This window comes from Hydrogenophaga flava NBRC 102514, assembly GCF_001571145.1.
Taxonomy (GTDB): Bacteria; Pseudomonadota; Gammaproteobacteria; order Burkholderiales; family Burkholderiaceae_C; genus Hydrogenophaga; species Hydrogenophaga flava.
In genome coordinates this window covers 223259-239826 of record NZ_BCTF01000001.1, presented here as the reverse complement: position 1 = coordinate 239826, position 16568 = coordinate 223259, and the positions used below count along the sequence as shown (strand labels likewise).

Annotated in this window: 23 protein-coding genes and 1 tRNA gene; 16 read left to right on the top strand and 8 right to left on the bottom strand. The window is 64.2% G+C overall.

Annotated elements, in window-relative coordinates:
* The first annotated feature begins 10 nt into the window (after nt 1-10).
* The 15 genes from rpsH (at nt 11) to HFL01S_RS01085 (ending at nt 7519) form a co-directional block, all read left to right on the top strand.
* Nucleotides 11-406: a 30S ribosomal protein S8 gene (gene rpsH / locus HFL01S_RS01155; protein WP_066157229.1), complete on the top strand. Its 396-nt coding sequence runs from the start codon at nt 11-13 to the stop codon at nt 404-406.
* Nucleotides 407-430: 24 nt separating this feature from the next.
* Nucleotides 431-964, top strand: coding sequence for a 50S ribosomal protein L6 (rplF, locus tag HFL01S_RS01150; RefSeq protein WP_066253444.1), 534 nt, complete (start codon nt 431-433; stop codon nt 962-964).
* Nucleotides 965-975: 11 nt separating this feature from the next.
* Entirely contained in the window at nt 976-1341 is a 366-nt protein-coding gene (gene rplR / locus HFL01S_RS01145) for a 50S ribosomal protein L18 (protein WP_066253441.1), read from the top strand.
* Between the two features lie 18 nt (nt 1342-1359).
* On the top strand, nt 1360-1878 hold the full coding sequence (gene rpsE / locus HFL01S_RS01140; protein WP_066253439.1) for a 30S ribosomal protein S5: 519 nt from the start codon (nt 1360-1362) through the stop codon (nt 1876-1878).
* An 11-nt stretch (nt 1879-1889) separates the two neighbouring features.
* On the top strand, nt 1890-2072 hold the full coding sequence (gene rpmD, locus HFL01S_RS01135) for a 50S ribosomal protein L30 (RefSeq protein WP_066157720.1): 183 nt from the start codon (nt 1890-1892) through the stop codon (nt 2070-2072).
* A 28-nt stretch (nt 2073-2100) separates the two neighbouring features.
* On the top strand, nt 2101-2532 hold the full coding sequence (gene rplO / locus HFL01S_RS01130) for a 50S ribosomal protein L15 (protein ID WP_066253437.1): 432 nt from the start codon (nt 2101-2103) through the stop codon (nt 2530-2532).
* 26 nt (nt 2533-2558) lie between these two features.
* Nucleotides 2559-3866 carry a preprotein translocase subunit SecY gene (gene secY, locus HFL01S_RS01125; protein WP_066253434.1) on the top strand — a complete coding sequence of 436 codons (1308 nt, stop codon included), beginning with the start codon at nt 2559-2561 and terminating at the stop codon, nt 3864-3866.
* A gap of 15 nt (nt 3867-3881) precedes the next feature.
* Complete coding sequence (gene infA / locus HFL01S_RS01120) at nt 3882-4100, top strand: translation initiation factor IF-1 (RefSeq protein WP_009514918.1); 219 nt, start codon at nt 3882-3884, stop codon at nt 4098-4100.
* Nucleotides 4101-4141: 41 nt separating this feature from the next.
* On the top strand, nt 4142-4255 hold the full coding sequence (gene rpmJ, locus HFL01S_RS01115; RefSeq protein WP_066157211.1) for a 50S ribosomal protein L36: 114 nt from the start codon (nt 4142-4144) through the stop codon (nt 4253-4255).
* A gap of 23 nt (nt 4256-4278) precedes the next feature.
* A complete protein-coding gene (gene rpsM, locus HFL01S_RS01110) occupies nt 4279-4644 on the top strand; it encodes a 30S ribosomal protein S13 (RefSeq protein WP_066157205.1) in 366 nt (121 codons plus the stop codon).
* Nucleotides 4645-4661: 17 nt separating this feature from the next.
* Nucleotides 4662-5066 (top strand): 30S ribosomal protein S11, encoded by a 405-nt coding sequence (gene rpsK / locus HFL01S_RS01105; RefSeq protein WP_066253431.1) that lies wholly within the window; start codon nt 4662-4664, stop codon nt 5064-5066.
* A gap of 185 nt (nt 5067-5251) precedes the next feature.
* Nucleotides 5252-5875, top strand: a complete 624-nt coding sequence (gene rpsD / locus HFL01S_RS01100; RefSeq protein ID WP_066253805.1) for a 30S ribosomal protein S4 — start codon at nt 5252-5254, stop codon at nt 5873-5875.
* 94 nt (nt 5876-5969) lie between these two features.
* Nucleotides 5970-6956, top strand: coding sequence for a DNA-directed RNA polymerase subunit alpha (locus HFL01S_RS01095; RefSeq protein WP_066253428.1), 987 nt, complete (start codon nt 5970-5972; stop codon nt 6954-6956).
* Nucleotides 6957-7029: 73 nt separating this feature from the next.
* A complete protein-coding gene (gene rplQ / locus HFL01S_RS01090; protein WP_066253427.1) occupies nt 7030-7425 on the top strand; it encodes a 50S ribosomal protein L17 in 396 nt (131 codons plus the stop codon).
* Nucleotides 7426-7442: 17 nt separating this feature from the next.
* Nucleotides 7443-7519 (top strand) — tRNA-Met (locus HFL01S_RS01085).
* A gap of 111 nt (nt 7520-7630) precedes the next feature.
* Here the strand turns inward: HFL01S_RS01085 and HFL01S_RS01080 are convergent.
* From HFL01S_RS01080 to HFL01S_RS01055, 6 genes are read right to left on the bottom strand one after another with little or no spacing between them, the layout of a single operon-like run.
* A complete protein-coding gene (locus tag HFL01S_RS01080; RefSeq protein ID WP_066253422.1) occupies nt 7631-8023 on the bottom strand; it encodes a RidA family protein in 393 nt (130 codons plus the stop codon).
* A gap of 22 nt (nt 8024-8045) precedes the next feature.
* On the bottom strand, nt 8046-9704 hold the full coding sequence (locus HFL01S_RS01075) for a benzoate-CoA ligase family protein (RefSeq protein WP_066253420.1): 1659 nt from the start codon (nt 9702-9704) through the stop codon (nt 8046-8048).
* Between the two features lie 13 nt (nt 9705-9717).
* Nucleotides 9718-10923 carry an acyl-CoA dehydrogenase family protein gene (locus tag HFL01S_RS01070; RefSeq protein ID WP_084383008.1) on the bottom strand — a complete coding sequence of 402 codons (1206 nt, stop codon included), beginning with the start codon at nt 10921-10923 and terminating at the stop codon, nt 9718-9720.
* A 1-nt stretch (nt 10924) separates the two neighbouring features.
* Nucleotides 10925-11779 carry an enoyl-CoA hydratase family protein gene (locus HFL01S_RS01065; protein ID WP_066253418.1) on the bottom strand — a complete coding sequence of 285 codons (855 nt, stop codon included), beginning with the start codon at nt 11777-11779 and terminating at the stop codon, nt 10925-10927.
* The gene (locus HFL01S_RS01060; protein ID WP_066253414.1) at nt 11776-12258 is read right to left on the bottom strand and encodes a MarR family winged helix-turn-helix transcriptional regulator; all 483 of its coding nucleotides are present in this window, start codon (nt 12256-12258) and stop codon (nt 11776-11778) included. The genes HFL01S_RS01065 and HFL01S_RS01060 overlap by 4 nt, the downstream gene beginning before the upstream one ends.
* Nucleotides 12255-14636 carry a bifunctional salicylyl-CoA 5-hydroxylase/oxidoreductase gene (locus tag HFL01S_RS01055; RefSeq protein ID WP_066253412.1) on the bottom strand — a complete coding sequence of 794 codons (2382 nt, stop codon included), beginning with the start codon at nt 14634-14636 and terminating at the stop codon, nt 12255-12257. The genes HFL01S_RS01060 and HFL01S_RS01055 overlap by 4 nt, the downstream gene beginning before the upstream one ends.
* Nucleotides 14637-14763: 127 nt before the next feature.
* On the opposite strand from HFL01S_RS01055, the gene HFL01S_RS01050 reads away from it, so the two are divergent.
* Nucleotides 14764-15090 carry a DUF1840 domain-containing protein gene (locus tag HFL01S_RS01050; protein ID WP_066253410.1) on the top strand — a complete coding sequence of 109 codons (327 nt, stop codon included), beginning with the start codon at nt 14764-14766 and terminating at the stop codon, nt 15088-15090.
* Here the strand turns inward: HFL01S_RS01050 and HFL01S_RS01045 are convergent, their stop codons facing one another.
* Together HFL01S_RS01045 and HFL01S_RS01040 are read right to left on the bottom strand one after the other, a co-directional pair.
* Nucleotides 15091-15468, bottom strand: a complete 378-nt coding sequence (locus HFL01S_RS01045; protein ID WP_066253406.1) for a hypothetical protein — start codon at nt 15466-15468, stop codon at nt 15091-15093.
* Entirely contained in the window at nt 15468-16451 is a 984-nt protein-coding gene (locus HFL01S_RS01040; protein WP_066253403.1) for a tripartite tricarboxylate transporter substrate-binding protein, read from the bottom strand. The genes HFL01S_RS01045 and HFL01S_RS01040 overlap by 1 nt, the downstream gene beginning before the upstream one ends.
* Nucleotides 16452-16568: the final 117 nt, after the last annotated feature.

The following is a 16568-nucleotide window of genomic DNA, read 5'->3' as shown; positions in this document are numbered from 1 at the left end:
AGAACCACAAATGAGCATGAGTGATCCTATCGCTGACATGTTGACCCGCATCCGCAACGCGCAGATGGTCGAAAAGACCACCGTGTCGATGCCGGCATCCAAAGTCAAGGCGGCCATCGCCCAGGTCCTGAAGGATGAGGGTTACATCGACGGCTTCCAGGTGAAGACCGAAGGTGGCAAGAGCGAACTCGAAATCGCCCTGAAGTACTACGCCGGTCGTCCGGTGATCGAGCGCATCGAGCGCGTGAGCAAGCCTGGCCTGCGCATCTACCGCGGCCGTGACGCTCTGCCCCAGGTGCAGAACGGTCTGGGCGTCGCCATCGTCACCACCCCCAAGGGTGTGATGACCGATCGCAAGGCCCGCGCCACCGGTGTCGGTGGTGAAGTCCTGTGTTACGTCGCCTGATGCGGGCATTGAGGAGCAACTGAAATGTCGCGTATTGGTAAACAGCCAGTCTCCGTCCCCGCAGGGGTCGAAGTGGCCGTCAAAGACGACCTGATCAACGTCAAGGGTGCCCTTGGTGCTCTGGCTCTGGCGCAAAACGCGCTGGTCAAGGTCGAGAACAATGCTGGCTCGCTGTCGTTCACGCCTGTGAACGACTCGCGCGAAGCCAGCGCCATGTCGGGCACCATGCGTCAGCTGGTGAATAACATGGTGCTCGGTGTGAGCAAGGGCTTCGAGAAAAAGCTGTCCCTGATCGGTGTGGGTTACAAGGCCCAGGCCCAGGGTGCCAAGCTCAACCTGAACGTCGGTTACTCGCATCCGGTCGAGATCGAAATGCCTGCTGGCATCAAGGTTGAGACGCCGACGCCGACCGAAGTCGTCATCAAAGGCGCTGACCGTCAGCGCGTGGGCCAGATCGCTTCCGAAGTGCGCGCCGTGCGCCCGCCCGAGCCCTACAAGGGCAAGGGCATCCGCTATGCGGATGAAAAGGTCGTGATCAAGGAAACCAAGAAGAAATAAGGACCAGGATCATGTTGACCAAAAAAGAGCAACGTCTCCGTCGGGCCCGTCAGACGCGCATCCGCATCGCGCAGCAAGGCGCTGTTCGCCTGACCGTGAACCGCACCAACCTGCACATCTACGCCAATGTCATTTCCGGCGACGGCGCCAAGGTGCTGGCTTCCGCTTCGACGGCAGAGGCCGAAGTGCGCGCCCAGCTGGGTGCGGCCGGCAAAGGCGGCAATGCAGCCGCTGCTGCCCTGATCGGCAAGCGCATTGCTGAAAAGGCCAAGGCCGCCGGCATCGAGAAGGTCGCCTTTGACCGCTCCGGTTTTGCCTACCACGGCCGTGTGAAAGCCCTTGCTGATGCGGCTCGTGAAGCCGGTCTGCAGTTCTGATCAAGCGGGATACACAAAATGGCTAAATTTACGGCTAATGTAAAAAACGAAGCGAACGACGACGGCCTGCGCGAGAAGATGATCGCGATCAACCGTGTGACCAAGGTGGTCAAGGGTGGTCGTATCCTCGGTTTCGCTGCGCTGACCGTGGTTGGTGACGGCGATGGCCGCGTCGGCATGGGCAAGGGCAAGGCCCGCGAAGTGCCTGTGGCTGTGCAGAAGGCCATGGAACAGGCCCGCCGCAACATGATCAAGGTGTCGCTCAAGAGCGGCTCCCTGCATCATGCAGTGCATGGCGAGCACGGCGCCTCCAACGTCATGATGCTGCCGGCAGCCAAGGGTACCGGCATCATCGCCGGCGGCCCTATGCGTGCCGTGTTCGAGGTGCTGGGCATCACCGACGTCGTGGCCAAGAGCCATGGCTCGAGCAACCCCTACAACCTGGTGCGTGCCACGCTGGACGCACTGAAGAATTCCACGACTCCTGCCGATGTGGCCGCCAAGCGCGGCAAGTCGGTGGAAGAGATCCTGGGCTGATTGGAACGATCATGACCACTCAAAACACCGTCAAGGTTCAACTGGTGCGCAGCCCGATCGGCACCAAGCAATCGCACCGCGACACCGTGCGTGGCCTGGGTCTGCGCAAGCTCAACAGCGTCAGCGAACTGCAGGACACGCCCGCCGTGCGCGGCATGATCAACAAGATCGCCTACCTGGTGAAGGTGCTCTAAGCACCCGACCGAAGAGGACTCATTCGTCATGGAACTCAACACCATTCAACCCGCCGCGGGTGCCAAGCACGCCAAACGTCGCGTCGGCCGTGGCATCGGCTCCGGCCTGGGCAAGACGGCCGGTCGCGGCCACAAAGGTCAGAAGTCGCGCTCTGGTGGCTACCACAAGGTCGGCTTTGAAGGCGGTCAGATGCCGCTGCAGCGCCGCCTGCCCAAGCGCGGCTTCAAGTCTGCCCAGCTTCAGTTCAATGCTGAAGTGACCCTGGCAGACCTGAACACGGTGGATGCCGCCGAGATCGACCTTCTGGTGCTCAAGCAAGCTGGCCTGGTGGCCCAGCTGGCCAAGCGCGTCAAGGTCATCAAGACCGGTGAAATCACCCGCGCGGTCAAGCTCAAGGACATCGGCGCCACCGCCGGTGCCAAGGCTGCCATCGAGGCCGCTGGCGGCTCGCTGGCCTGATTCAGATCGCAAGCAAAAGGCAATCTGTGGCTACTGGCTCCACGACCCTGGCCAAAACAGGCAAGTTCGGCGACCTGCGTCGCCGGCTGGTGTTCCTGTTGCTGGCCTTGGTGGTTTACCGGATCGGTGCACATATCCCTGTGCCCGGGATCGACCCTGCCCAACTGGAACAGCTGTTCAAGGGGCAGCAGGGCGGCATCCTCAGCCTGTTCAACATGTTCTCGGGCGGCGCGCTGTCGCGTTTCACGGTGTTTGCACTGGGGATCATGCCGTACATCTCGGCATCGATCATCATGCAGCTGATGACCTACGTGGTTCCCGCGTTCGAGCAGCTGAAGAAAGAAGGCGAGGCCGGTCGTCGCAAGATCACCGCCTACACCCGATACGGAACTCTGGGTCTGGCCATCTTCCAGGCCATGGGCATTGCTCTGGCGCTGGAAGGACAGGCGGGACTGGTGATTGATCCGGGCATGGCGTTTCGCCTGACGGCTGTGGTGAGTCTGGTGGCCGGGACCATGTTCCTGATGTGGCTGGGCGAGCAGATCACCGAGCGCGGATTGGGCAACGGCATTTCGATTCTCATCTTTGCCGGCATTGCGGCGGGTCTCCCCAATGCGATCGGTGGGCTTCTCGAGCTTGTGCGCACTGGCGCCATGAACATCCTGGTGTCGATCTTCATCATCGCGCTGGTGATTCTGGTCACCTACTTCGTGGTGTTTGTCGAGCGCGGCCAGCGGAAGATTCTGGTGAACTATGCGCGGCGGCAGGTCGGCAACAAGGTGTATGGCGGACAGTCCTCCCACCTGCCCCTGAAGCTGAACATGGCAGGTGTGATTCCGCCCATCTTTGCGTCTTCCATCATTCTGCTGCCGACGACGGTGGTGAGCTGGATCAGCACGGGTGACTCCACGCGCTGGCTGCGTGACATTGCGTCTGCCCTGTCGCCAGGACAGCCGATCTATGTGGCCCTGTACGCTGCAGCGATTGTGTTCTTCTGCTTCTTCTATACGGCGCTCGTGTTCAACAGCCGCGAAACAGCCGACAACCTGAAGAAGAGTGGTGCGTTCATTCCCGGGATTCGTCCCGGTGACCAGACGGCCCGCTACATCGACAAGATTCTGCTTCGTTTGACACTGGCTGGCGCTATCTACATCACTGCGGTCTGCCTGCTGCCGGAATTCCTGATCCTGAAGTACAACGTGCCGTTCTACTTCGGTGGTACTTCATTGCTGATCATTGTGGTGGTCACCATGGACTTTATGGCCCAGGTGCAGAACTACATGATGTCCCAGCAGTACGAATCACTGTTGAAAAAGGCCAACTTCAAATCCTGATGTCGGCGCTGTCGTATGGCCAAAGACGATGTGATTGAAATGCAGGGGGAGGTGGTTGAAAACCTCCCGAACGCAACCTTCCGGGTCAAACTGGAAAACGGACATGTGGTGCTCGGGCACATCTCCGGCAAGATGCGGATGCACTACATCCGGATCCTCCCCGGCGACAAGGTCAAGGTGGAGCTGACTCCCTATGACCTGACCAGAGCACGAATCGTGTTCCGGGCGAAGTGACCAGTCGACATTGAATGTTTTGGAATATTTAGGAGAAGACTATGCGAGTTTCGGCTTCGGTCAAGAAAATGTGCCGCAACTGTAAGATCATCAAGCGCAAGGGTGTCGTGCGAGTCATCTGCACCGACCCGCGCCACAAGCAGCGTCAAGGCTGATTCGGAAGTTCAGAGGAACCAACATGGCTCGTATTGCAGGCATCAACATCCCGCCGCACAAACACGCCGAGATCGGCCTGACGGCAATCTTCGGTATCGGTCGCACCCGCGCTCGCAAGATCTGCGAAGCTTGTGGCATCGACTACAGCAAGAAGATCAAGGACCTGACCGACGCGGAACTTGAAAAGGTGCGCGATCAGGTCGGCACCTTCACCATTGAAGGTGACCTGCGTCGCGAGACCACGATGAACATCAAGCGTCTGATGGACATCGGTTGCTACCGTGGCTTCCGCCATCGCCGCGGTCTGCCGGTTCGTGGTCAACGCACCAAGACCAACGCCCGCACGCGCAAGGGTCCCCGCAAGGCCGCCCAGTCGCTCAAGAAATAATCGGTTGAAAGAGAAACATGGCTAAAGCTCCCAACAGTTCGGCAGCGGCCCGCGTCCGCAAGAAAGTCCGCAAGAACGTAGCGGACGGAATTGCGCACGTGCACGCGTCCTTCAACAACACCATCATCACCATCACCGACCGTCAGGGCAATGCACTGTCGTGGGCTTCGTCGGGTGGTCAGGGCTTCAAGGGCTCGCGCAAATCCACACCGTTCGCTGCTCAGGTGGCCTCGGAAGTGGCTGGTCGCGCCGCCATTGAGCAAGGCATCAAGAACCTGGACGTCGAGATCAAGGGCCCGGGTCCTGGCCGTGAATCGTCCGTGCGTGCTTTGGGCGCCTTGGGTATCCGCATCACTTCGATCTCCGACGTGACGCCCGTGCCGCACAACGGCTGCCGCCCTCAGAAGCGCCGCCGCATCTGAGGGGCGCTTCCTGCCTCTGTGATGGAGGAAAGGAAGGCGCTACAATCAAAAGCTTTTTTTGAGCGCCACCGCAGTCGCCTGCGGTGGCATTTTTGCTAAGCCCACCGCTTCTCCCGTCAGGGTAAAGCTCCCGCAATGACACCTCGTGGTGTGGGTTGCGGCAGATCATCAACAAGGAATTCAACGTGGCACGTTACCTCGGCCCCAAGGCCAAACTTTCCCGCCGTGAAGGCGCTGACCTGTTGCTCAAGAGCGCCCGCCGCTCCATCAGTGACAAGGCCAAGTTCGACTCCAAGCCCGGCCAGCATGGCCGTACCTCTGGCCAACGCACTTCCGACTTCGGTCTACAGCTGCGTGAAAAGCAGAAGGTCAAGCGCACCTATGGCGTGCTGGAGCGCCAGTTCCGCCGCTACTTTGCTGAGGCAGACCGCCGTCGTGGCAACACGGGCGCCAACCTGCTGTTCCTGTTGGAATCGCGCCTGGACAACGTGGTGTTCCGCATGGGGTTTGCGTCGACCCGTGCCGAAGCCCGCCAGATCGTTTCGCACAAAGCCATCACCGTCAATGGCAGTCCGGTGAACATTCCTTCCTACTCGGTCAAGCCCGGTGATGTGGTCGCCGTGCGCGAGAAGTCGAAGAAGCAGGCCCGCGTGATCGAGGCCCTGGAGTTGGCCAAGCAGATCGGCTTCCCCGCATGGGTGGAGGTCTCGGCCGACAAGGTCGAAGGTGTTTTCAAGAAGACCCCTGACCGTGACGAATTCGGCGCAGAGATCAATGAATCGCTGATCGTCGAACTGTACTCGCGTTAATTTCGTTCCCGGTCATCGCCGTTTCTGGCGAGGCCGGGCCATGCTCCGTCTGCCTTATCGGTGTAACGAGCCGAGGGAACTGAAGGAAGTTTGAATGCTGAACAATCTGCTCAAGCCCAAAACCATCAATGTCGAGCAAGTCTCGACGAACCGCGCCAAGGTGACTCTTGAGCCTTTCGAGCGCGGCTACGGCCACACACTGGGCAACGCCCTTCGCCGTGTGCTGTTGTCGTCGATGGTGGGCCACGCGCCAACCGAAGTGACGATCGCTGGTGTGGTGCACGAGTACTCCTCCATCGACGGCGTCCAAGAGGACGTCGTCAACATGCTCCTGAACCTCAAGGGTGTGGTCTTCAAGCTGCATAACCGTGACGAAGTCACCCTGAGCCTGCGCAAGGACGGTGAAGGTGTGGTCACCGCCGCCGACATCCAGACCCCGCACGACGTCGAGATCGTCAACCCCAGCCATGCGATTGCCACGCTGTCCGCAGGCGCCAAGCTGGACATGCAGATCAAGGTTGAAAAGGGCCGCGGTTATGTGCCGGGCAGCCTGCGCCGCAACGACGACGCCTCGCGTTCGCTGGGTCGCATCGTGCTGGATGCATCCTTCTCGCCCGTCAAGCGCGTGAGCTATACGGTGGAAAGTGCCCGTGTGGAGCAACGCACCGACCTTGACAAGCTGGTGCTGGAGATCGAGACCAATGGCTCGATCGGCCCTGAAGAAGCCGTGCGTGCTTCCGCCAAGATCCTGGTCGAGCAGCTGGCGGTGTTCGCCCAGCTGGAAGGTGTCGAGCTGTCGGCATTCGATCAGCCTGCCCAGCGCAGCTCGCAGCAGTTCGACCCGATCCTGCTGCGTCCGGTGGACGAGCTCGAACTCACCGTTCGTTCGGCCAATTGCCTCAAGGCCGAAAACATCTACTACATCGGTGACCTGATCCAGCGCACCGAAAACGAGCTGCTCAAGACCCCCAACCTGGGTCGCAAGTCGCTCAACGAAATCAAGGAAGTGCTTGCCTCGCGCGGCCTGACCTTGGGTATGAAGCTCGAAAACTGGCCGCCGGCTGGTCTCGACAAGCACTGATCCCGTCAATCAACGTCTGACGAACCCCCAGTACCTGATCCGGCTGGGGGCAAAACACTGAAAGGAAATCACCATGCGTCACGGACACGGACTTCGCAAACTCAACCGCACCAGCGAGCACCGCCAAGCGATGCTCCGCAACATGATGAATTCGCTGCTCACGCACGAGGTCATCAAAACCACCTTGCCCAAGGCCAAGGAACTGCGCCGTGTGGTCGAGCCCATGATCACCCTGGCCAAGGAAGCCACGGTGGCCAACCGCCGTCTGGCGTTTGACCGCCTGCGCGACCGTGATGTGGTCGTCAAGCTGTTCGACGAACTGGGCCCGCGCTTCAAGGCCCGTCCCGGTGGTTACACCCGCATCCTGAAGATGGGCTTCCGCGTGGGCGACAACGCCCCGATGGCCCTGGTCGAACTGGTGGATCGTGCTGAAGATGCAGCTCCCGCTGCAGACGACGCAAAAGCGTGATAGAATATAAGGCTTGACGCGGAGTGGAGCAGCCTGGTAGCTCGTTGGGCTCATAACCCAAAGGTCGCAAGTTCAAATCTTGCCTCCGCAACCAATCCGGAACTGACCAGAGTTCCTCAAAAAAGCCCGCAACAGCGGGCTTTTTTGTTAGTGCCGTTCTTGGCTGCGTGCCCGTGTGGTGCGCGCAAATTGAGGCCTTGTGCGTTCAGTCGGGCACGACCGCAGTGACCTCGATCTCCACCTTGGCGCGCGCTTCTACAAGCCGGCTGACTTCCACACACGTCATGGCAGGGAAGCACTTGCCCATCACATCGCGGTACGCTGCGCCCAGTTCGCGCAGGCGATTGTTGTACTCGTCGCGGTCGGTGATGTACCAGGTCATGCGGACCATGTGCTCCGGACCTGCGCCTGCGCACGCAAGGACCGCGTGGATGTTCTGCAGGGCCTGCCTGGTCTGCTCAATGAAGTCGTCGCTTTCGAACTGCTGTTCACCGTTCCATCCGATCTGGCCTCCGACGAATACGAGGGTGCCTCGGGCGGCCACGCCGTTGGCGTAGCCCTTGGGAATGGCCCAGCCGGGCGGTTGCAGGAATTGCATGGGAACGGGTCTTTCTTGAAGTTCAGGCGACGGCCTCGGCGGCCATCTTGCGCAGCGCGAACCGCTGCAGTTTGCCGGTTTCGGTGCGAGGCAAGGCGTTGACGAAGCGCACCTCACGGGGGTACTTGTAGGGCGCCAGCGTGTGCTTGACGTGGTCCTGCAGGGCCTTGACCTGGGTGGCATCGGCGGATTGACCGGGCTTGAGTACGACGTAGGCGAGGATGATCATGCCGCGCTCGTCGTCGGCCTTGCCAACGACTCCGCACTCGGCCACCGCCGGGTGCTGGAGCAGCGCGGCCTCCACTTCGGGGCCCGCCACGTTGTACCCGGCGGTGATGATCATGTCGTCGGTGCGCGCCTGGTAGATGAAGTAGCCGTCTTCGTCCTGCAGAAAGGCGTCGCCGGGGAAGTTCCAGCCGCCTTGGACGTAGTTCGCCTGGCGCGCATCTCCCAGATAGCGGCAGCCGGTCGGACCACGGACCGCCAGGCGGCCGACCTGGCCGCAAGGCAGGTCCTTGCCTTGTTCGTCGACGATCTTTGCTTTGTAGCCGGGCACCACCCGTCCGATGGCGCCCCGTTTCACATCCTCAGGAGCAGCGGAGATGAAGATGTGGAACATCTCGGTGGCGCCGATGCCGTCGAGCATCTCCAGTCCGCTCGCTTCCTTCCACAGCTGGCGCGTGGCGTCGGGCAGGCCCTCGCCGGCGCTGACGCTGATACGAAGTTGCCCGATGCCGTGCTGCTTCGCGAACGCGGCCATCTGCCGGTAGAACGTGGGCGCGGTGTAGCAGATGGTGGCTCCGACCAGGCCGATCAGCTTCACCATCGCTTCCGGGGTGTAGGGAATCGACGGGAAGTACACCGAGGCGCCCGCCCACATGGGGAACACCAGCAGGCCGCCCAGGCCAAAGGTGAAGGCCAGCGGTGGCGAGCCCATGACGATGTCGTCGGGCGAGGCGCGCAACACGTGGCGCGGCCAGGTCTCGCAGGCGGCCAGCACGTCGCGGTGCGTGTGCACCGCGGCCTTCGGGCTGCCGGTGGTGCCAGAGGTGAAGGCCAGCAACGCGATGTCGTCGGCGCTGGTGGGGCAGGGAGTGGCCTGGTCGCTGGCGTGTCGCGCCAAAGCTTCGAGAGAATGCTCCAGCACCACCGCGGCGTCGCCCGTGTTGAACAGGCGCAGCGGAAGGGCGGCCGTGTCCGGACTCTGCGCCAGCGCGGCCTTGAGTTCGTCCTGCAGCTTCACATCGCACAGCGCGGCAGATGGTTGGGCCTTGTCGATGATCGCCTTGAGCTCGGTGGCGCGCAGCAGCGGCATGGTGGCCACCGCGATCAGCCCGCTCTGCACCACCGCCAGCCAGGCCAGTGCCATAGCCACCGAGTTGCCACCGCGCAGCAGCACGCGGTTGCCGGGCTGCAGACCGAGGTCGGCCAGCACGTTGGCGAAGCGGTTCACCTCGGCGCGGGCCTGGGCGTAGCTCAGCGTGCGCTCGTCGCTGCGGAACAGCGGCCGGTCTGCGTGACCGGCGGCAAAGGCGCGGTCGAACAGCGCTTGCACCACGTTGAGCTGAGCCGGCAGTGCCTGGAGTTCGGGCAGGTCGTAGCGCAGTTCAGGCCACTGATCGGCCGGCGGCAAGTGATCGTGCACGAAGCGGTCGGTCTGGGCGGAAGGGTGTTGGGCCATGCGGGTCTCCGGGTCAGGCCTTCAGGGCGTGTTTGCCGAGAATGAGCAGTTGCACCTCGCTCGCGCCCTCGTAGATGCGCAGCGAGCGGATGTCGCGGTAGAGGTGTTCGACCATGTTGCCCACCTGCACGCCGCGGCCGCCGAACATCTGCAGCGCCATGTCGATGACCTTCTGCGCGTTCTCGGTGGCCGTGAGCTTGGCCGCAGCCGCCGCTGCGGTGTATGCGGGCGTACCTGCGCCGCTGGACGTGCTGCGGTCGCGCATCCAGGCGGCGCGGTAGGTGAGCATCGCGGCGGCGTCGATGAGGGCGCCCATCTCGCCCAGCCGGGCCTGCGTGAGCTGGAAGTCGGCCAGGGTCTGACCGAACATCTTGCGGCTCTTGGCGTGCGCCACCGCTTCGGTGAAAGCGCGGCGCGCCATGCCCAGCGCGGCTGCAGCGACCGAGGCGCGGAAGATGTCCAGCGTCTGCATGGCGAGCTTGAAGCCGCCGTTGATCGTGCCCACCAGCGCGTCCCGGCCGAGGGTGCAGCCGTTGAAGCTGAGTGTGGCCAGCGGGTGGGGTGCCATCACCTGGATGTGGGCGCTGCTGTCCAGACCCGCAGCGTCGGCGTCGACGATAAAGGCGCTGATGCCGCGCGCGCCCGCGTCGGGCTCGGTCTTGGCGAAGGTGACATAGAAGTCGGCCATGCCGCCGTTGCTGATCCAGGTCTTCTGGCCGTTCAGTTCCCAGCCGGTGGCGGAAGGCGTGGCGCGCAAGGCCATGGCAGCCACGTCGGAGCCGGCTTCGGGCTCACTCAGGGCGAAGGCGGCGATCTTCTCGCCCGCGGCGACGGCGGGCAGGTAGGCGGCCTTCTGTGCGGGCGTGCCGGCCAGCGTGATGGCGCCGCTGCCCAGGCCCTGCATGGCGAACGCAAAGTCGGCCAGCGGCGAGTGGAAGGCCAGGGTCTCGCGCAGGATCACCAGCGCGCGCGAATCGAGCGCCGGCAGGGCGCCGCCGTGCGCTTCGGGCACGCAGTAGCGCAGCCAGCCGGCCGCACCCAGTCGCTGCACCCATTCGCGGCAGGCGGCGCGGTCGTCGGTTTCATCGACGCGCTGCTTGCGCGCCCAGGCCACCAGGCCGTTGGCCAGCGCGCGGTGCGCATCATCGAAGAACGGCAGTTCCAGGTGCGCGGTCGGCGCCAGCGGGCCGTGCGGATGGGGGTGTTCAAAGGCGACCACTTCAATCCCCCTCGAACTGCGGGCGCTGCTTGGCGGCGAACGCCTCGTAGGCGCGGCGGAAATCCTGCGTCTGCATGCAGATGGCTTGGGCCTGGGCCTCGGCTTCGATGGCCTGGTCCAGCGTCATGGCCCATTCCTGGTGCAGCATGGTCTTGGTCATACCGTGGGCGAAGGTCGGACCCTGCGCCAGTTGCGCCGCGAGTTTGTGCGCCGCAGGCCGCAGGGCCTCGCTCTCGTGCAGCGCGTTGAAGAAGCCCCAGGCGTGGCCCTCCTGCGCGCTCATGGCGCGGCCGGTGAACAGCAGTTCGCTGGCACGGCCCTGGCCGATCATGCGCGGCAGCAGGGCGCAGGCGCCCATGTCTGCGCCGGCCAGGCCGACGCGGGTGAACAGGAAGGCGACCGTGGCCAACGGTGTGCCCAGGCGCAGGTCGGAGGCCAGCGCCATCATCGCGCCGGCGCCGGCGCACACGCCATCCAGCGCGGCCACGATGGGCTGCGGGCAGGCGCGCATGGCACTGACCAGCGCGCCCGTCATGCGGGTGAAGGCCAGCAGCTCGGGCATGGTCATCTTCGTGAGCGGGCCGATGATCTCGTGCACGTCGCCACCCGAGCAGAAGTTGCCGCCCGCGCCGGTGACCACCACCGCCTTGATGTCGGTGGCGCGCTGCAGGCCCAGGAACCAGTCGCGCAGCTCGGCGTAGGAGTCGAAGGTCAGCGGGTTCTTGCGCTCGGGCCGGTTGAGCGTGACGGTGGCGACGCCGTCGGCTACGCTGAGCGCGAAGTGCTGCGGCGTGTGCTCGCCCACGGCGCTGTACTGGCCGCGCATCGGGTTGTGGTCGGGGATGGGGTGTTTCATTCGAGGTCCAGTTGGTGCTGTTTGACTTTGCCCAGCAGCTTGTGCAGGTGGTCCAGGTCTTTGGGGCTGAGGCCTTCGAAGGCCTGCACGATCCATTGCTCGTGCTGCACCGCCATGCGTTCGAACGCGCTGCGCCCCTCGGGCGTGAGGCGCACGAGAAAGGCGCGGCGGTCGCCCTCGACGCCCACGCGTTCGACCAGGCCCTCGGCCACCAGCTGGTCGGTGATGCCGGTCACGTTGCCGCCCGTTACCATGAGGCGCTGCGACAGCTCCTTCATCTTCAGGCCTTCGGGGTGGCGTTCCAGCTGGGCCATGAGGTCGAAGCGCGGCAGCGTGGTGTCGAACTGCTCGCGCAGGCCGCTGCGTACGCGCTTCTCGATCAGCTGCGAGCAGGCCAGCAGGCGCAGCCACAGCCGCAGCTCTTGCGCGTGTTCGCTGTGCGCGCGGGCTTCGAGGTCGAGGGTGTCGGTGGTGGTCATGAGGCTTCGGCCGGGTCCTGGGTCACGACAGCGCTTTGCAGTGCCTGCTGGCGCGCGATTTCGCGGTAGAGCTGGTCGCGGCCGCTTTCATACGGCCGCGGCCATTGCACCGCACGGCTCTGCAGCTTGGCCGCCTCGTGCAGCGTCCAGGCCGGGTCGGCCAGGTGCGGGCGGGCCACGGCGCAGAGGTCGGCTCGGCCGGCACCGATGATGCTGTTGGCGTGGTCGGCCTCGCTGATCGCCCCGACCGCCATGGTGAGGATGTCGACTTCGTTGCGGATGCGGTCGGCAAACGGGGTCTGGTACATGCGGCCGTAAACCGGTTTCGCGGCGCGCGTGGTCTGGCCGGAAGAGACGTCGATCACGTCGCAGCCCGCGGCCTTGAACAGGCGCGCGATGGCGACCGCGTCATCGGGCGTGTTGCCGCCGGGCGCCCAGTCGTGCGCCGAGATGCGAACGCTCATGGGCTTGTCGGCCGGCCAGGCGGCGCGCATGGCGGCAAAGACTTCGAGCGGGTAGCGGCAGCGGTTGTCCAGCGAACCGCCGTACTCGTCCGTGCGCTGGTTGGTCAGCGGACAGATGAAGGCGGAGAGCAGGTAGCCGTGGGCGCAGTGCAGTTCGAGCCAGTCGAAGCCCGCGGCCGCGGCGCGTTTCGTCGACGCGACGAAGGCGTCGCGCACCGCATCCATGTCGGCGCGCGTCATGGCCTTGGGCACCTGGTTCTGTTCGCCGTAGGGCAGGGCGCTGGCCGACAGCAGCGGCCAGTTGCCTGTGGCCAGGGGCTCGTCCATCGCCTCCCAGCCGAGCTGCGTCGAACCCTTGGGGCCGCTGTGGCCGAGCTGCAGGCCCATCCGGGCGCCGCTGTTCTGGCGCGCGAAGTCGACAATGCGGGCCAGCGCGGCCTGCTGGGCGTCGTTCCACAGGCCTGGGCAGCCTGGGGTGATGCGGCCCTCGGGGGTGGGGCTGGTCATCTCCACCATCACCAGCGCCGCGCCGCCCACGGCGCGCGCGCCCAGGTGCATCAAATGCCAGTCGCCGACCACGCCGTCCTGGGCTTTGTACTGCGCCATGGGCGAGACGACGATGCGGTTCTTGAGTTCAACGCTGCGCACCTTGAGCGGCAGCAGCATCGGTAGCGTGGGCTTGCCGCCGACGCTGCGGCCGCCCGAACGCTGCTGTAGCCACGACTCATATCCTTCGAGCCATTTCGCATCGCGCAGGCGCAGGTTCTCGTGGCTGATGCGCTGGCTGCGCGTGAGCAGCGAGTAGGCGAACTGCTGTATCTCCATGCCGGTGTAGCGGTCCACGTGTTCGAACCACTCGGTGGAGTTGCGTGCGGCGTTCTGGATCTTGAGCACCTCGACGCTGCGGCGGGCTTCGTAGCCCTGCAGCACGGTGGTCATGTCGGCGCCGGCGTTGTTCGTGAACTCGTCGGCCAGGTCGATCGCGTCTTCCAGCGCCAGCTTGGTCCCGCTGCCGATGGAGAAGTGCGCCGTGTGGGCCGCGTCGCCCATCAGCACGATGGGTGTCTGTTTGCCTGCAATGTCCTGCCAGTGCACCCAGGTGTTGCAGATCACGCGCGGGAAGCGGATCCAGTTGGCCGAGCCGCGCAGGTGCTTGGCGTTGCTGATCAGGGCGTTGCCGTCGAGGTACTTCGCGAACAGCTTCTCGCAGAAGGCGACGCCTTCCTCCTGGCTCATGCCTTCGAGCCCGTGCGCCTTCCACACCGGCTCGGGCGTCTCGACGATGAAGGTCGAGGTCTCGTCGTCGAACTTGTAGGCGTGGGCCTGGAACCAGCCGTGCTCGGTCTGCTCGAAGGCGAAGGTGAAGGCGTCGAAGGTCTTCTTCGTGCCCAGCCAGACGAAGCGGCACAGGCGGGTGTCGATGTCGGGCTGAAAGGTGTTTTCGTAGCGCGTGCGGATGCGGCTGTTCAGGCCGTCGCTGGCGATCACCAGGTCGGCGTTGTACTGTTGCGCGAGCGCCTGGTCGTCGGTGACATCGGTCTCGAACACCAGCTTCACGCCCAGGGCTTCGCAGCGTTCCTGCAGGATGTTGAGCAGGCGTTTGCGGCCGATGCCGATGAAGCCGTGGCCACCGGAGCGCACGCTGGCGCCCTTGTAGAACACCTCGATGTCGTCCCAGTGGTTGAACGCATCCTGCATGGCCTGTGCGGTCTCGGGGGCGGCCCGGCGCAGGTTGACCAGGGTCTGGTCGGAGAACACCACGCCCCAGCCGAAGGTGTCGTACGGCCGGTTGCGCTCGACCACCGTCACCTCCAGCGCCGGGAAGCGCCGCTTCATCAGCAGACCGAAATAGAGGCCCGCCGGGCCACCACCGATGCACAGGATGCGCCGCAGCGCTGGAGTGGGTGTGTTCATGCTTGATTAGTTTAGGCTTGAACTAATCAAGGGCAACCGGGTTAACCCGCAGGGGGGAAGGGGCGGGCGGGCTTCCCGCCGAACGGTGCAAGAATGCTGTGCAGTGATCTCAGAGGAGGAGCCCCGAATGTCCCTGTACCGATTCAAGTCCCGCGAAACCGGCGATCTGGTGATGCTGGCGCCCAGCGGCAAGCACATCCTGGACATCCTGGGCAAGGACGCTTCCACCTCCGGCATCATCCGGCCCGAAGAGATGCCTGGCGCCATCGCCGCCCTGCGCGCGGCGGTTCAGGCGGAAGAGGCGGCGCAGCAGCAGATGAAGGACGACGCGCTGGCCAAGGGCGAACCGGTGCCGCAGTTCGAGGCGGTCAGCCTGCGCATGCGCAGCGCGCCATTCATCGAGATGCTCCAGCGCTGCGCCAAGGCCGAGGTCGAGATCGTCTGGGGCGTCTGATCAGCTGCGGCCACGCCGTGTGGCCAGGGCCTCTATCTGGGGTGCCAGCGGCAGGTTGGTGTGCAGACCCAGGGCCAGCGCCGCAGGGTTGGAGTGGCTGAGCAGCCCGTCGGCGAGTGTGGATGCCGCCTGCCCGATGCAGGCGCTGGTGTGCGAGACGGTGCAGGCGGCGATGCCGTGCTGCTGCAGCAGCGCGAGACCGGCGATGCCCGCACCGTCCTTGCCCACCCCGGCGTCGTTGAATACCGCCAGCAGTGGCCGGGCGGCCAGGGCATAGCGGGCCGAACTCAGTCCACCATGTGAGCCGCTCAAAGCAATGCAGCCCGCATCGGCGGGCTGCAGTTCGGTGATCGAGTCGACGACCCGGACCGGGATCATCAGTCGGCGAATTCGCCAGCGGCGTCGATCGCGGTCTTGAGCTTGGTGATCTCGCTGGCGACGAAGGCCTTGTGACCAGCCGGGGTCACGCGGTTGTCGGTGACGACGATGGCGCCCAGTTCGTTCTGCTTCTTGATGAAGTCCGGGTCCTTCAGTGCGACCTGCAGGGCGTCGTTGAGCTTCTTCTGCACATCGGCCGGCGTGCCCTTCGGTGCGTACATGGCGTGCCAGATGGTCAGGTTGAAGCCCTTGAGGCCCATTTCCTGCAGCGAGGGGTAGTCCTTGAGCAGCTTGTGGCTGGACAGCGGCTTGGCCGTGGTGACGGCGAAGGCCTTGACGCGACCGCCTTCGATCTGTGCGGTGGTGTTGGTGGTCTGGTCACACATCACGTCCACCTGGCCGCCGATCAGGTCGTTCATGGCCGGGCCCGTGCCGCGGTAGGCGATGGTGGTCATGGCCTTGTCCAGCTTGACCGCGGATTGCCACATCAGGCCGCACAGGTGCGAGGCGGAACCCAGGCCGGCGTGGGCCAGGTTCAGCTTGCCACCGTTGGCGCGGATGTAGTTTTCGAAGTCGCGGTAGGTGGCGGCGGGCAGCTTGGGGGAGCCCAGCAGCGTCATCGGCACGTCGTTGATCATGCCCAGGTACTCGAAGTCCTCCAGCGGCTTGTAGGGCAGCTTGCGGTAGAGGCTGGCGGTGGCGGCCATGCCGATGTGCCAGACCAGCAGGGTGTGGCCGTCCGGAGCGGCGCGGGCCACCTTGGCAGCACCGATGGTGCCGCCAGCACCGGCGGCGTTCTCCACCACGACAGAAGCACCGCCCAGCGGCTTGCGCATGGCTTCGGCGAGTTGGCGGGCCACGAGGTCGGTGGGGCCACCGGCGGCAAAGGGCACCACCAGGGTGATGGGCTTACTGGGGAAACCTTGGGCGAAGGCGCCAGCCGAAATGGCGGCGGTCACGGCAAAGGCCAGAATTTTCTTCATGCGGGTGCTCCTATGGGGGGATGTTCAGAGACGCATGGTAGTGCGCAACACCTCGCAGGAAATGGCGGAAATTACTTAGCCGGGACTCGGGGGAAACCCTTTGCCCGAGGGGCTTGT